We start from the raw sequence: 14,810 nt of genomic DNA on the forward strand, positions 1-14,810 counted from the left end.
GCTCCCGGTCCCACGGTCGTCTTGTACTTTTGAGAGCGCAGAAAAAGACCCGCTGCTCGATTCGAACCAACCACCCAGGAGTTATCATGCTGAGCCTTCACACCAACGCAGCGGCCCTGTCCGCACAGAACTCGATCACCCGCACTCAGAATTCCCTGTCGACTTCGATGACCCGCCTGAGCACCGGCTTCCGCATCAACTCGGCCATGGACGACGCAGCAGGCCTGCAGATCGCCACCCGCCTGAAATCGCAGACCAGCGGCATGTCGGTAGCAATGCGCAACACCCAGAACTCGACCTCCATGCTGCAGACCGCTGAAGGCGCGCTGGACGAAGTCGGCAATATGCTGACCCGCATGAAAGACCTGGCAACCCAGGCAGCGGACGCCTCCTCGAGCGCCGCCGACAAGACCGCAATGCAGGCTGAATATGACGCGCTGGGCAAGGAACTGTCCAACGTCATGACCAACACCAGCTTCGGCGGCCAAAAGCTGCTGACCGGCGGCACCCTGGCCACCGCAGTGACGTTCCAGATCGGCGCATCGACCAGCGAGACCATGGCACTGGACCTGTCCGCCAACTTCGGCGCAGTCGGTACCGCAGGTACGATCGCTAACGTCATCAACGCTGCCAGCTCCGTGTTCAGCGTGCCAGGCACCCCAGGCACCGAACTGACCGCAGCCGCCAACGCCACCATCGACAAGCTGTCGACCGCGATCGACAACGTCGCTTCGACCCGTTCGAGCCTGGGTGCAGCAGCGAACCGCCTGGACCACGTGTTCAACAACTTGTCCAACATCTCGACCAACACCAAGAACGCAACCGGCCGCATCATGGACGTTGACTTCGCTTCCGAATCGGCGAAGATGACCTCCTCGCAGATGCTGCTGCAAGCCGGCACCGCCATGCTGAAGCAGACCAACAGCCAGTCCTCCCTGGTCCTGTCCCTGCTGCAGTAATCCCGCAGGTGGCCTGAGAAAGCCAACCGTGCGCGGTTGGCTTTTTTTATATCGCCGTATTACTATCAGTTTGTATGGCAATCGATCGCGTCACTTCGTCCAATCCGAGCCTGAGCATCCACGATCGCCAGGTGCGGGAAAATCCCGGCCAGGTCAATGCCCAGCCGGTTCCGCCGGTTGCCCAGCCGCCGGGCGATACGCCCGAGTTCGCGCTGCAAAGCGGCCTGCCCGCTTCCGTCGGCGCGCTGATCGAAGCGATGGAAGGTGCCCAGCACAACCAGCTGATGCGCAGCACGGCTGCCGCAGGCGCAACGATTGGCGCCCTGCTGTCGCAGGAAGCGTTGTCGATGCAGCCCAACCAGTTATTCCCCTTGCGCCAGATGGTCTGGCACACCCCCGATACCAATTTGCTGGCCGCTTCCTGGCAGGTCATGGTGCGCACCTACGGCGAGCAGCGCGCCGCCCTGCAGCAGCAGAATCAAGGCCGCCATGTGCCATCGAGCCTGTTCATGGCCGACCCGCCGCCGCCCGTGCTGCGCGATGGCCGCCCTTATCCGGGCCTGGTGTCCGAACTGGATGCCTGGCGTTTTGCCGTCTACGCCTGGGGCGCCGAAAAGCTCACGCTGCGTGTCGTGGCGCGCGACCCCGGCCAGGAAGATGGCCCGCCGGAGCAGCGGCGCCGCCGGCCGCGCGTGGCATTGCGGCTGGAAATGAACTTGCCCGGCATCGGCAAGGTGGTGGTGCAGATGGAGCCTTCGGAACTTGGCGTGGTGCTGGAAATCGGCGCCGCCAGCAATGAAGCCATGCAGCAGGTGCGCGAAATGTTGCCGCGCATTGCCTCCATCATCGGCCATTGCGGCCTGCAGATCGTGCGTGCGCGCCTGATGCGCGAGCTGACGCCGGTCAATCATCTCGACAACGAGCCGTCGCGCCCGCAGGTCGCCCTGCTGACCGCCGCCCTGTTCAAGGCGATGGCGGAAGTTGCCGTGTTCCTGTCGCAGCCACGCTTGCCGGAACAAGCGCTGTCGGCCTAGTCCAGTAGCCGGGCTGCGCATACACCTCTTTCAATTCGTCGATGAAGAAGCGTATCTTCGCCGGCAAATGTCTTTGCTGCAGGTACACCGCCATGATGTCGTAGTCCGGCAGCGCAAAATCGTCCAGCACCGTAATCAGGCTGCCTTCGGCAAGCTGCGCCTGGATCTCCCAGGTTGAACGCCACGCCAGCCCCAGGCTTTCACATGCCCAGCGGTGCAGCAGTTCGCCGTCGTTGCAATCCAGGTTCCCCTGCACCCTTACCGTGACCGGCTTGCCGCCTTGCTGGAAATACCAGCCGCGCTGCTGGCCGCCCTGCAGGTTGAAGGCCAGGCAGTTATGTTGCGCCAGGTCGTCCAGCGTGCGCGGAATACCGTGGCGCTCGAAGTATTCCGGTGTGCCGCATACAACACGGCGGTTCTTCGCCAGCCGCACCGCCACGAAACTGGGGTCGATCACGCCACCGATACGGATGCCCAGGTCATAGCCTTCGCGCACCAGGTCGATCACCTGGTCGGTCAGGTTGAAGGAGATCTGCACGTCCGGGTTGGCGGCCAGGAATGCCGGCGCGTGCGGTGCAACATGCTGGCGTCCAAACGAGGCCGGTGCGGACACGATCAGGTGGCCCGTGGCCTTGTGCCGCCCTTCCGAAATATTGCGCTCGGCGACGTCCAGCCCAGAGAGCAGCTTGCGGCAATCTTCCAGGAACACATTGCCCTGCTCCGTCAACGTCTGATGGCGCGTGGTGCGGTGCATCAGTTTTACCCCCAAGCGCTTTTCCAACGCATCGATTCGGCGCCCCAGCATCACCGGCGTGATGTTCTGTTCCAGCGCCGCGCGCGCCAGGCTGCCCTTCTCCACCACGGCAACAAAGGCTTCAATTTGTTTGAGCTTGTCCATGGTTTTGATTATTCCATACCTGGAGTATTGAATGAAACGATTTTTTGTCGTCTTATCAGGTCAACCGTTCGCCGATAGCATACAAAACATCAACAACACGCTTTACACGCATATCAGGAGACCACCATGGCAAAAATGACGGCAGCCGAAGCGGCTGTCCACGTACTGCAGAAAGAAGGCATTTCGGTCGCATTCGGCGTCCCGGGTGCCGCCATCAATCCGCTGTACGCCGCACTGAAAAAGAACGGCAAGATCAAGCACATCCTGGGCCGCCACGTTGAAGGCGCCTCCCACATGGCGGAAGGCTATACCCGCGCCGCGCCAGGCAATATCGGCGTCTGCATCGGCACCTCCGGCCCGGCCGGCACCGACATGATCACCGGCCTGTACTCGGCACAAGCGGACTCGATCCCTATCCTGTGCATCACCGGCCAGGCGCCGCGCGCCCGCCTGCACAAGGAAGATTTCCAGGCCGTGGACATCTCGTCCATCGCCAAACCGGTCACCAAGATGGCGACCACGGTCCTGGAACCGGCCCAGGTGCCGCGCGTGTTCCAGCAAGCCTTCCACCTGATGCGCTCCGGCCGTCCAGGCCCGGTGCTGATCGACCTGCCGTTCGACGTGATGATGGCGCAGATCGAATTCGACCCCGAGACCTACACCCCGCTGGACGCCTTCAAGCCGCGCGCCTCGCGTGCCCAGGTCGAGAAGGCCCTGGAGATGATGAATGACGCGGAACACCCGCTGATCACCGCCGGCGGCGGCATCATCAACGCCAACGCTTCCGCCCTGCTGCAGGATTTCGCCGAAATCGTCAACGTGCCGGTGATCCCGACCCTGATGGGCTGGGGCACCATCCCGGACGATCACCCGCTGATGGCGGGCATGGCCGGCCTGCAGACCAGCCACCGTTACGGCAATGCCACCGTGCTGGCCTCCGACTTCATCATCGGCATCGGCAACCGCTGGGCCAACCGCCACACCGGCTCCGTCGACGTGTTCACCGAAGGCCGCACTTTCGTGCACGTGGATATCGAGCCAACCCAGATCGGCCGCGTGTTCGGTCCGGACCTGGGCATCGTGTCCGATGCCGGCTACGCACTGGAACTGTTCATCGAAGTGGCCAAGGAGTGGAAAGCCGCCGGCAAGCTGCGCGACCGCACCGGCTGGGTAGCGCAGTGCCAGCACCGCAAGCGCACCATGCTGCGCCGTACCGACTACGACAACGTGCCGGTCAAGCCGCTGCGCGTGTACGAGGAAATGAACAAATACTTCGGCCGCAATACGCGCTACGTGTCGGCCATCGGCCTGTCGCAGATCGCCGCCGCCCAGTTCCTGCACGTCTACCAGCCGCGCAACTGGATCAACTGCGGCCAGGCGGGCCCGCTGGGCTGGACCATCCCTGCCGCGCTGGGCGTGCGTGCTGCCGACCCAAGCACTGACATCGTGGCGATTTCCGGCGACTACGACTTTCAGTTCCTGATCGAAGAACTGGCCGTGGGGGCGCAATTCAAGCTGCCATACATCCACGTGCTGGTGAACAACTCCTACCTGGGCCTGATCCGCCAGTCGCAGCGCGGTTTCGACATGGATTTCTGCGTGCAGCTGTCCTTCGAGAACGTCAATGCACCGGAACTGAATGGCTACGGCGTCGACCACGTGGCGGTTGTGGAAGGCCTGGGCTGCAAGGCGATCCGGGTGCACAAGCCGGACGACATCATCCCTGCCTTCGAACAAGCCCGCGAGCTGATGGCGAAGTTCAGCGTGCCGGTGGTGGTGGAAGTGATCCTGGAACGCGTGACCAATATCGCGATGGGCACCGAGATCAACGCCATCAATGAGTTCAACGACATCATCGACGCCGCTTAAGAGGAACCGCAATGCCTAAATTCGCTGCCAACCTGACCATGCTGTTCAACGAGCAGCCTTTCCTGGAACGCTTCGGCGCCGCCGCGCGCAACGGCTTCAAGGGCGTCGAGTTCCTGTTCCCTTACGAGTTCGAGCCGCAACAGCTTCACGAACAGCTCGAAAAGCACAAGCTGGAAATGGTGCTGCACAACCTTCCTGCCGGCAACTGGGCCGGCGGCGAGCGCGGCATCGCCTGCCACCCGAACCGCATCGGCGAGTTCGAACAGGGCGTGGAAACCGCCCTGGCCTACGCCAGCGTGCTGGAAACCCGGCACATCAACTGCCTGGTCGGCATCAAGCCGGAAGGCGTGGCCGATGCCGACGCCCGGGCCACGCTGGTGAGCAACCTGAAGTTCGCGGCCGCCGCACTGAAAAAGTCCGGCATTCCGCTGTTGATCGAGCCGATCAACACTTTCGACATCCCAGGCTTCTTCCTGTCCGGCACCCGCCAGGGCCTGGACCTGATCGAGTCGGTCGCTTCGGACAACCTGTTCCTGCAGTTCGACATTTATCACATGCAGCGCATGGAAGGCGAACTGGCCAACACCATCAAGAATCACCTGTCGGTCATCAAGCACGTGCAGCTGGCCGACAACCCGGGCCGCTTCGAGCCCGGGAGCGGTGAAATCAATTACCGCTACTTGCTCAACTTCCTGGACGAAATCGGCTACGACGGTTGGGTGGGCTGCGAATACAAACCAAAGGCCGGCACCGAAGCGGGCCTGGGGTGGCGCCAAGTGCTGGCCGCCTGAATAAAACCTAGAGGAGAAAGTACCATGCAAAAACTTGGATTCATCGGTCTCGGCATCATGGGCGGCCCAATGGCCGGCCACCTGCAGGCAGCAGGCCACAAACTCTACCTGCACGACGTGAAGAACCCGCCGGCCAACCTGGTCGAAGGCGGCGCCACGGTCTGCACCTCCGCGATGGAAGTGGCGAAGCGCGCCGACATCATCTTCCTGATGGTGCCCGATACCCCGCAGGTGGAAGAAGTCCTGTTCTCCGAAGACGGCATCGCCGCCGGTCTTTCCGCAGGCAAGATCGTGGTCGACATGAGCTCGATCTCGCCGATCGCCACCAAGGAATTCGCCAAGAAGATCAACAAGAAGAGCTGTGCTTACCTGGACGCCCCGGTCTCCGGCGGCGAAGTGGGCGCCAAGGCGGCCTCGCTGACCATCATGGTCGGCGGCCCGCAGGAAGCCTTCGACACCGTCAAGCCGCTGTTCGACCTGATGGGCAAGAACATCACCCTGGTCGGCGGCAACGGCGACGGCCAGACCACCAAGGTCGCCAACCAGATCATCGTGGCGCTGAACATCCAGGCCGTGGCGGAAGCGCTGCTGTTCGCATCCAAAGCCGGTGCCGACCCAGCCAAGGTGCGTGAAGCGCTGATGGGTGGTTTCGCTTCCTCGCGCATCTTGGAGGTGCACGGCGAACGCATGGTCAAGCGTACCTTCAACCCGGGCTTCCGCATCGCCCTGCACCAGAAGGACCTGAACCTGGCGCTGCAAGGCGCCAAGGCGCTGGGCGTGTCGCTGCCGAACACCTCGGCTACGCAGGAACTGATGAACGCCTGCGCGGCCAACGGCTTGTCCGGGCTCGACCACTCCGCACTGTGCCAGGCAATCGAACTGATGTCCAACCACCGCATTTCGCAGGCCTGACATGACGTCCGCACCAGCCCCACGCGAGCTCCTGCTCGATCTGTATGACGCAGCAATCGGTGCGGTCCACCCGCGCAACCTGGTGCAGGACTACCTGCCGCCGCCGCCCACCAATGGCAGGACCTTGGTCATCGGTGCCGGCAAAGGTGCCGCCGCCATGGCGCAAGCGGTGGAACGCAGCTGGCAAGGGCCGTTGTCCGGGCTGGTGGTCACCCGCTATGGCCATGGTGCGGACACCCAGCATATCGAAGTGGTGGAAGCGTCCCACCCGGTACCTGATGACGCCGGCCAGAAAGCCGCGGCGCGCATGCTGGAAATGGTGCAGGGATTGACCGCGGACGACCTGGTGTTGTGCCTGATTTCCGGCGGCGGCTCGGCCTTGCTGGCGCTGCCGGCCGAAGGGATTTCGCTGGCCGAAAAGCAGGCGTTGAACAAGGCGCTGTTGAAAAGCGGTGCCACCATCGGCGAGATGAATTGCGTGCGCAAGCACCTTTCCGCGATCAAGGGCGGGCGCCTGGCGCTGGCCTGCGGCAAGGCGCGGGTGGTAACGCTGCTGATTTCCGACGTGCCGGGCGACGATCCGCGCGTGATCGCCAGCGGCCCTACCCTGCCCGATGCCACCACCAGTTCCGAAGCGCTGGCAATCCTGTGCAAATACCGGATAGAGATTCCGAAAAGCGTGCTGGTGCACCTGCAATCGCCGGCCAGCGAAACACCGAAGCCGGGCGATGCACGCTTCGAAGGACACAGCCACCACGTTATCGCGACGGCGCAACACGCATTGGAAGCCGCCGCCGCCAAGGCGCGCGAGGCCGGCCTGACGCCGTACATCCTGTCCGACGGCATCGAAGGCGAAGCGCGCGACATCGGCTTGATGCACGCAGCCCTGGCGCGCCAGGTGCTGACGCGCGGCCAGCCTTTCCAGCGTCCTTGCGTGATCCTGTCAGGCGGCGAGACAACCGTCACCGTGCGCGGCAATGGACGCGGCGGCCGTAACGTCGAATTCCTGCTCAGCTTCGCGCAGGCGATGGAAGGGGCCGATGGCGTGCATGCGATCGCTTGCGACACGGACGGTATCGACGGCTCGGAAGACAACGCCGGTGCCATTTACGCGCCGGATTCGCTGGCCCGCGCCAATGCCAAGGGCGTGAGTGGCAAGCACCTGCTGGCCAACAACGACGCTTACAGCTTCTTCAGCGCCCTGGACGACCTGGTGGCCAGCGGCCCGACACGCACCAACGTGAACGACTTCCGCGCCATCCTGATTCTTTGATTGATTGAGAATAGAGAGAGACACCCATATGCGTCGCGAACGCAAAGCAAAAATAGTAGCAACCCTCGGCCCCGCAAGCAGCGACTACGCCACCATCAAGGCCCTGTTCGAGGCGGGCGCCGACGTGTTCCGCTTCAACTTCAGCCACGGCAGCCATGCCGACCACCAGGCGCGCTATGGCATCGTGCGTGCCATCGAACAGGAACTGGGACGCCCCATCGCCATCCTGGCCGACTTGCAGGGCCCCAAACTGCGCATCGGCCAGTTCGAAGGCGGGAAAGCGACCTTGCATGCAGGCGCGGAATTCCAGCTGGACCAGGCCCCGGCGCTGGGCAGCGCTTCGCGCGTACGGCTGCCGCACCCTGAGCTGTTTGCCGCCGTGTCCGCAGGCCAGTCGCTGCTGCTGGACGATGGCCGCATCCGGCTCGAAGTGCTGGCCAGCGACGCAGGCACCATCCGCACCCGCGTGGTGAACGGCGGCGTGCTGTCCGACCGTAAAGGCGTGAACGTGCCCGATGCCGTGCTGCCGATTCCGGCGCTGACGGCAAAGGACAAGGCAGACCTGGAATTCGCGCTCGGCCTGGGCGTGGACTGGATCGCGCTTTCGTTTGTGCAGTTGCCGGAAGACGTGGTGCAGGCGAAGGAACTGGTGCAAGGCCGCGCCGGTGTGCTGTCCAAGCTGGAGAAGCCGGCTGCCCTTGACCGGTTGGAAGAAATCGTCGGCGTGTCCGATGCGATCATGGTCGCGCGCGGCGACCTGGGTGTCGAGCTTCCGCCGGAGCGCGTGCCGGGCGTGCAGAAACGCATCGTGCGCCTGTGCCGCAAGCACGGCAAGCCGGTTGTGGTTGCTACGCAGATGCTGGAATCCATGGTCAGCGCACCGGTGCCAACCCGCGCCGAGGCGTCCGACGTCGCCAACGCCGTGTATGAAGGCGCGGACGCGGTGATGTTGTCCGCCGAATCGGCCAGCGGAGCATATCCGGTCCAGGCGGTATCCATCATGGACAGGATCATCTCCGAAGTCGAGCGCGATCCGCTGTATCCGGCCATGATCGAAGCCCAGCACCAGGTGCCGCTGCCGACCAAGGGCGACGCAATCAGCGCCGCCATGCGCGATGCCGCACGCATCATGGGCGCGAAAGCCATGGTGGCCTACACCACCTCCGGCCATAGCAGCTTGCGCACCGCGCGCGAGCGGCCGATGGCGCCGATCGTGAGCATCACGCCGAAACCGGAGACGGCGCGCCGCCTGGCGCTGGCCTGGGGCGTGCACAGCACCGTGAGCCAGGATGTGAACAGTGTGGATGAAATGGTGGCGGCGGCTTGCCGTACCGCGCTGCGAGAAGGATTCGTCAAGGCCGGCGACCAGATCGCCATCGCCGCAGGGACGCCGTTCGGGCAGCCGGGTAGTACCAACCTGCTGCGCCTGGCGGAAATCTGGCCCCAATAAGCTTCAAAGTACAGACTTTCTCTTTTAACGCCGGTCCTCCAACCGGCGTCTTTTTTATTCCCCGCGCTGATGCACCTGCACCCCTGCCGCATAGGTGGCTGCGATAGCGCGATCGTCACCCAGCAAAGCCAGCGCGAACAGCAGCTCCTCCAGGCTGTCGCAGCGCGTGGTGCGGCGTTCCAGCAACGGTGTGGCCTTGGGATCGACCACGATAAAGTCCGCCTCGGCGCCGGCGGCGAAGCTGCCTACCGTGCCTTCCAGCTGCATGCTGCGCGCACCGCCCAGCGTCGCCATGTAGAACATGCGCAGCGCGGGCAAGTAGGTGCCGCCCATGCGCGCTACCTTGTAGGTTTCGTTCATGGTCTGCAGCATGGAGAACGAGGTGCCGCCACCGACGTCGGTCGCCAACGACAACGCAACGTTCTGTTTGTCGGCCGCCGCGAAATCGAACAGGCCGCTGCCCAGGAACAGGTTGGAGGTGGCGCACATCGACACGGCTGCGCCGGTGTCAGCCATGCGTGCGCGGTCCTCGTTGTCCAGCCAGATGCAATGCGCGTACATGGAACGTGGGCGCAGCAGGCCGTACTTGTCGTACACGTCCAGGTAGCTGCGCGCATCCGGGAACAGCGACTTGACCCACGCCACTTCATCGGTGTTTTCCGCCACGTGCGTCTGCACGTAGGTGTCCGGATAAGCGCGCGCCAATTCGCCGCACATATGCATTTGCGCTTCGGTGGAAGTCGGTGCAAAGCGCGGCGTCAGAGCGTACATATTCCGGCCCTTGTCATGCCAGCGATGAATCAGCTCCTCGCTCTCGCGCGCGCCGGTTTCCGCCGTATCCTGCAGGAAGCCAGGGCAATGCCGGTCCATCATCACCTTGCCGGCCGCCATGCGCAGGTTGCGCTCTTCCGCAGCGCCGAAGAAGGCGTCCACCGATTCCGGATGCACGGTGCAGTACACCATGGCAGTGGTGGTGCCGCAACGCAGCAGCTCCTTGATAAAGAAATCGGCCACCTCCCCTGCGTGCACCGGGTCCTTGAACTGGCGCTCGGTGGGGAAAGTGTAGGTATCCAGCCAAGGCAGCAGTCCTGGCGCCGGCGAGGCGATCATGTCCGTCTGCGGGTAGTGGATGTGGGTATCGATAAAGCCCGGCATGATGATCTTGCCACGGTAGTCGCGCACCTGGGTATCCGGCGGCAGCGTATCCTTCAACTGCGCGTACTCGCCAGCCGCCTGTACGCGGCCGTCGTCAATCACCAGCAGGCCATCCTCGTGCCACGTATGCGCGTTGGCATGGAAGGCCGGATCCGCCGTGAAATGAAGGATGCTGGCGCGGAAAGCTTTCAAAGTAGTCATGACGCCTTCCTAGCTGCCGCGGTAAGTCGAATACGCCCACGGCGACACCACGATAGGCACGTGGTAGTTCGCATTGACGTCCGCAATGCCGAACGCGATGATCACTTCGTCGACGAAGCGCGGCTCCGGCAGCGCCACGCCTTGCGCCGCGAAGTAATCGCCGGCGCCGAACACCAGCTCGTATTTGCCCGCCACGACCTCGCCGCCAGTCAGCAAAGGCGTTTCGCAACGGCCGTCCTGGTTGGTAGTGTCGGTCTTCAACAACACTTTTGTGTTGCCCTCAACGCGGAATAGTTTGACTTTGACGCCCGCGCCAGGCTTGCCCTGGGTGATATCCAGGACGTGTGTACTCAGTTTGCCCATATGGTCTCCTCTTGTGAATGAAGAAAATCATATACGGCGGGCCATTGCGATATATACACGGCGGTGAATATCAATCATGACCTGCACGGACATAATCGGGACTCCATATCAAAAAATACAGGAGACACCATGCAGCAAGCATTACGCGTAGCGGCAGCCGGCACCATCGCTGTCCTGGCCCTCACGATGGGCGCACAGCAAGCCAGTGCCGCCGACTGGAGCGACACCTCCATCGGCTACCGCTACGGCAGCAAATTCGCAGAACCGTACAATCCGAACGACATCCAAAAACAGATCCTGAACTGGACCTACGTCGACGGCTATAAGTACGGCAGCAACTACATGAACCTGGACTTCCTGCGTTCCGACGCGAAGGACAACAACGCGCACGAAGCCTATCTGTTGTACCGCCACACCCTGGACCTGGGCAAAGTAAGTGGCAAGGATTTCAAATTCGGCCCGGTACGCGGCGTCGGCATCACCGCAGGCTTCGACTGGAACACCAAGAACGACGACACCTACAACTCGCGCAAGCGCATGATCGTGGCCGGCCCTACCCTGATGCTGGACGTGCCGGGCTTCCTGAATGTGAGCCTGTTGGGCATGTGGGAAAGCAACCAGCCGCTCGGCATCGCCAAGCGCTACAAATACGACACCCACGCCATGCTGAGCGCCTCCTGGGGCATTCCGCTCGGTTCGGGCTTCAGCTTCGAAGGCTACGCCAACTGGATCGGCAACAAGGGCAAGGATGAATTCGGCGGCCAGACTTCACCGGAAGTAAACATTGACGCGCAAGTGATGTATGACCTGAGCGGCCATCTTGGCGCCAAGCCAAACAGCTTCAAAGTCGGCCTGGAATACCAATACTGGCGCAACAAATTCGGCAATCCCCATAATATCCCCGGCAGCACGGCAAAGACCCCGATGATCCGCGCGGAGTACCATTTCTAAAAAACTGACCCACAGCGGCACGCCGGATAGCACCGGAAAAAGTAGTTCAGATAAAAATCCTATAACGGAGACACCATGAACAACCTGCTATACCAGGTGGACGACCGTCCACCGCCAATTACAACCGCGCTATTGGCGGCCCAGCACATGCTGGCTGCCCTGGGCGGCATCATCGCCGTTCCCCTGGTGGTCGGCGCGGTCCTGAAACTTCCCGCCGACCAGGTGGTCGCCCTGGTCAACGCCGCCCTGCTGGGTTCCGGCATCGTCACCACCATCCAATGCATCGGCGTAGGCCGCGTCGGCATCCGCTTGCCCTGCGTGATGGGCACCAGCTTCGCCTTCGTCGGGGCCGCCATTAGCGTCGGCCTGGAACATGGGGTGCCCGGTATCCTCGGCTCATCTCTTGCCGGTTCCGCGATCATGATCCTCGGCAGCTTCTTCATGCCGCAGATCCGCAAGCTGTTCCCGCACCAGGTGACTGCCGTAGTCGTGACCATGATCGGCTTGTCGCTGGTACCGGTCGCAGTCGACTGGGCAGCCGGCGGCAAGAATGCCGGCGCGAACTACGGCGATCCTACCAACTTGGGCATTGCGCTGTTCGTGCTGGCCACAGTGATCGCGCTGGTCCAATTCGGCAAAGGCATCATCTCCGCCGCCGCCGTGGTGATTGGCATCGCGATCGGCTATTGCGTATGCCTGGGATTGGGCCTGGTCAATTTCGACGCCGTCCAAAAGGCCGCAGTCTTCGCCGTGCCGCAGCCCCTGTATTTCGGCATGACCTTCCCGCTTAGCGGCATCCTGGCCATGGCGCTGGCATACGTCGTCACCATCGTGGAAACCACCGGCACCTTCATGGCGCTGGGTTCCGCGACCAACACCAAGATGAAAGGCAAACTGCTGTGCCGCGGCGTGCTGTGCGACGGCCTGGGCTCCGCCTTCGTCTCGGTGCTGGGTGCGCCGCCGGTTTCGACTTTCGCGCAGAACGTGGGCGTGATTTCCTTGACCGGCGTGGCAAGCCGCTACGTGGTTGCGCTGACCGGCGTCCTCCTTGCAGCTGCTGGCCTGTTCCCGGTGCTCGGCGCGATTGTCGTGACGATCCCGCAGCCGGTACTGGGCGGTGCAGGCCTGATGATGTTCGCGATGATTATCGCGGCCGGCGTGCAGATGCTGTCCAACGTCGAACACGATAAGCGCACCGGCTTGCTGATCGCGGTATCGGTAGGCTGCGGCCTGGCCGTATCGGTCCGTCCGGAACTGCTGTCCAAGCTGCCCTCCTTCGTGCACGAAATCTTCGGCTCCGGCATTTCCACCGCCGCCATCGTGGCCGTGGTGCTGAACCTGGTGCTGCCCGACCGGCCGGTCGCTGAACATGACGAAGATGAGGAAGATGATGTTCCACAGCCGATGCTGATCCCGAAAGTCGGCTAAACTCCCCCGGTCCTGCACTGCAAGTGGCAGGACCGATCCTTTCACCGACATTGTTTCCGCATTGCTCCGCGCATTGTTTCCGCAGTGTTTAGTCATTTCGAGAAGAACTGAATGAGTAAAACTCTCCTGATCAAAAATGCGCGCGTGCTTGTCACGATGGACGAACAACGCCGCGAAATCGACAACGGCGCCATCTACGTGCGCGGCAACGTCGTCGAACAAGTCGGTGCCACCTCCGAGCTGCCGCATTTGGCCGACGAGGTGATTGACGCAACCGGCCACGTGGTGATTCCCGGCCTGGTCAATACCCACCACCACATGTACCAAAGTCTGACGCGCGTGATCCCCACCGCGCAGAACGGCGAGTTATTTAATTGGCTGACCAATCTGTACCCGATCTGGGCCAACCTGGATGCCGAAATGGTGCACGTATCGACGCTGACCGCCATGTCGGAGCTGATCCTGTCAGGCTGCACCACCAGCAGCGACCACCTGTACATTTACCCGAACGATTGCAGGCTCGATGACAGTATCGAAGCCGCCGCCAGGATTGGCATGCGCTTCCACGCCGCCCGCGGCTCGATGAGCGTGGGCCAATCCAAAGGTGGCCTGCCACCCGACTGCGTGGTTGAAGATGAAAAGGCGATCCTGCGCGACACCCAGCGCCTGATCGAGACCTATCACGACGCGCAACGCCACGCCATGCAACGCATCGTCGTCGCGCCCTGCTCGCCGTTCTCAGTGTCGCGCGACTTGATGAAGGAAGCCGCCGCGCTGGCCCGCAGCCACGGAGTATCGCTGCACACGCACCTGGCCGAAAACGTGAACGACATCGCCTACAGCCGCGAAAAATTCAATATGACACCCGCTGAATATGCCGAGGACTGCGGCTGGGTGGGACATGACGTATGGCACGCACACTGCGTGCAGTTGGATGATGACGGCGTCTACATGTTCGCAAAGACAGGTACCGGCATCGCGCACTGCCCATGTTCCAACATGCGCCTGGCCTCCGGCATTGCACCGATCCGTAAAATGGTTGATGCCGGCGTGCCAGTTGGCTTGGGCGTCGACGGTTCTGCATCAAACGACGGGGCGCATATGCTGGGCGAAGTGAGGCAAGCCATGCTGCTGCAGCGCGTAGGTTTTGGCCCGGACGCGATGACCGCACGCCAGGCACTGGAACTGGCCACCTTGGGTGGCGCGAAAGTACTGAACCGCGACGACATCGGCGCATTGAAGCCAGGCATGTCGGCCGACATCGTCATGTTCAAGCTGGACCAGATAGGCTTTGCCGGCGCCTTGCACGACCCGGTAGCCGCACTCGTGTTCTGCACACCGGCCAACGTCAACTACAGCATCATCAACGGCAAAGTCGTGGTGAAGAAAGGCATCCTGCAAACCATCGACCTGCCATTGACAATTGAGCGCCATAATCAACTGGCCGCAAAGCTGGCACTGGCAACCGGAACACGAAAGATCGCATGATCTGGAGCCATGAGGGCTTCAAAGGCCCCCAGGGTCTC

General features: G+C 62.5%; 13 protein-coding genes. 10 read left to right on the forward strand and 3 right to left on the reverse strand.

Going from position 1 to position 14,810, the window contains the following annotated elements; all coding sequences use genetic code 11:
* The first annotated feature begins 86 nt into the window (after nucleotides 1-86).
* Both BM269_RS07540 and BM269_RS07545 read left to right on the forward strand, forming a co-directional pair.
* The gene (locus tag BM269_RS07540) at nucleotides 87-959 is read left to right on the forward strand and encodes a flagellin N-terminal helical domain-containing protein (protein WP_090436403.1); all 873 of its coding nucleotides are present in this window, start codon (nucleotides 87-89) and stop codon (nucleotides 957-959) included.
* Nucleotides 960-1,033: 74 nt separating this feature from the next.
* Entirely contained in the window at nucleotides 1,034-1,993 is a 960-nt protein-coding gene (locus BM269_RS07545) for a hypothetical protein (RefSeq protein WP_090436404.1), read from the forward strand.
* Here the strand turns inward: BM269_RS07545 and BM269_RS07550 are convergent.
* Nucleotides 1,923-2,891 (reverse strand): LysR family transcriptional regulator, encoded by a 969-nt coding sequence (locus tag BM269_RS07550; RefSeq protein WP_090436405.1) that lies wholly within the window; start codon nucleotides 2,889-2,891, stop codon nucleotides 1,923-1,925. The genes BM269_RS07545 and BM269_RS07550 overlap by 71 nt on opposite strands.
* A 126-nt stretch (nucleotides 2,892-3,017) precedes the next feature.
* Between BM269_RS07550 and gcl the strand changes: the two genes are divergently transcribed.
* The 5 genes from gcl to pyk are packed head-to-tail and all read left to right on the forward strand — an operon-like array spanning nucleotide 3,018 to nucleotide 9,186.
* Nucleotides 3,018-4,760: a glyoxylate carboligase gene (gene gcl / locus BM269_RS07555; RefSeq protein ID WP_090436406.1), complete on the forward strand. Its 1,743-nt coding sequence runs from the start codon at nucleotides 3,018-3,020 to the stop codon at nucleotides 4,758-4,760.
* 11 nt (nucleotides 4,761-4,771) lie between these two features.
* The gene (gene hyi, locus BM269_RS07560) at nucleotides 4,772-5,551 is read left to right on the forward strand and encodes a hydroxypyruvate isomerase (protein ID WP_090436407.1); all 780 of its coding nucleotides are present in this window, start codon (nucleotides 4,772-4,774) and stop codon (nucleotides 5,549-5,551) included.
* A 24-nt stretch (nucleotides 5,552-5,575) separates the two neighbouring features.
* Nucleotides 5,576-6,463 carry a 2-hydroxy-3-oxopropionate reductase gene (glxR, locus tag BM269_RS07565; RefSeq protein ID WP_090436408.1) on the forward strand — a complete coding sequence of 296 codons (888 nt, stop codon included), beginning with the start codon at nucleotides 5,576-5,578 and terminating at the stop codon, nucleotides 6,461-6,463.
* 1 nt (nucleotide 6,464) lies between these two features.
* The gene (locus BM269_RS07570) at nucleotides 6,465-7,736 is read left to right on the forward strand and encodes a glycerate kinase type-2 family protein (protein WP_090436409.1); all 1,272 of its coding nucleotides are present in this window, start codon (nucleotides 6,465-6,467) and stop codon (nucleotides 7,734-7,736) included.
* 28 nt (nucleotides 7,737-7,764) lie between these two features.
* Nucleotides 7,765-9,186: a pyruvate kinase gene (gene pyk / locus BM269_RS07575; protein WP_090436410.1), complete on the forward strand. Its 1,422-nt coding sequence runs from the start codon at nucleotides 7,765-7,767 to the stop codon at nucleotides 9,184-9,186.
* A 54-nt stretch (nucleotides 9,187-9,240) separates the two neighbouring features.
* On the opposite strand, the gene guaD is transcribed toward pyk, so the two are convergent.
* Both guaD and uraH read right to left on the reverse strand, forming a co-directional pair.
* Entirely contained in the window at nucleotides 9,241-10,542 is a 1,302-nt protein-coding gene (gene guaD / locus BM269_RS07580; RefSeq protein WP_090436411.1) for a guanine deaminase, read from the reverse strand.
* 9 nt (nucleotides 10,543-10,551) lie between these two features.
* Nucleotides 10,552-10,905 (reverse strand): hydroxyisourate hydrolase, encoded by a 354-nt coding sequence (gene uraH / locus BM269_RS07585; RefSeq protein WP_090436412.1) that lies wholly within the window; start codon nucleotides 10,903-10,905, stop codon nucleotides 10,552-10,554.
* A 129-nt stretch (nucleotides 10,906-11,034) separates the two neighbouring features.
* Between uraH and BM269_RS07590 the strand changes: the two genes are divergently transcribed.
* From BM269_RS07590 to BM269_RS07600, 3 genes are all read left to right on the forward strand, one after another.
* Nucleotides 11,035-11,856: an outer envelope protein gene (locus tag BM269_RS07590; RefSeq protein WP_090436413.1), complete on the forward strand. Its 822-nt coding sequence runs from the start codon at nucleotides 11,035-11,037 to the stop codon at nucleotides 11,854-11,856.
* Nucleotides 11,857-11,931: 75 nt separating this feature from the next.
* Complete coding sequence (locus BM269_RS07595) at nucleotides 11,932-13,284, forward strand: nucleobase:cation symporter-2 family protein (RefSeq protein ID WP_090436414.1); 1,353 nt, start codon at nucleotides 11,932-11,934, stop codon at nucleotides 13,282-13,284.
* A gap of 111 nt (nucleotides 13,285-13,395) precedes the next feature.
* Entirely contained in the window at nucleotides 13,396-14,772 is a 1,377-nt protein-coding gene (locus tag BM269_RS07600; RefSeq protein WP_090436415.1) for an 8-oxoguanine deaminase, read from the forward strand.
* Nucleotides 14,773-14,810: the final 38 nt, after the last annotated feature.

The sequence above is a fragment of the Duganella sp. CF458 genome (assembly GCF_900113115.1).
Classification (GTDB): domain Bacteria; phylum Pseudomonadota; class Gammaproteobacteria; order Burkholderiales; family Burkholderiaceae_D; genus Rugamonas.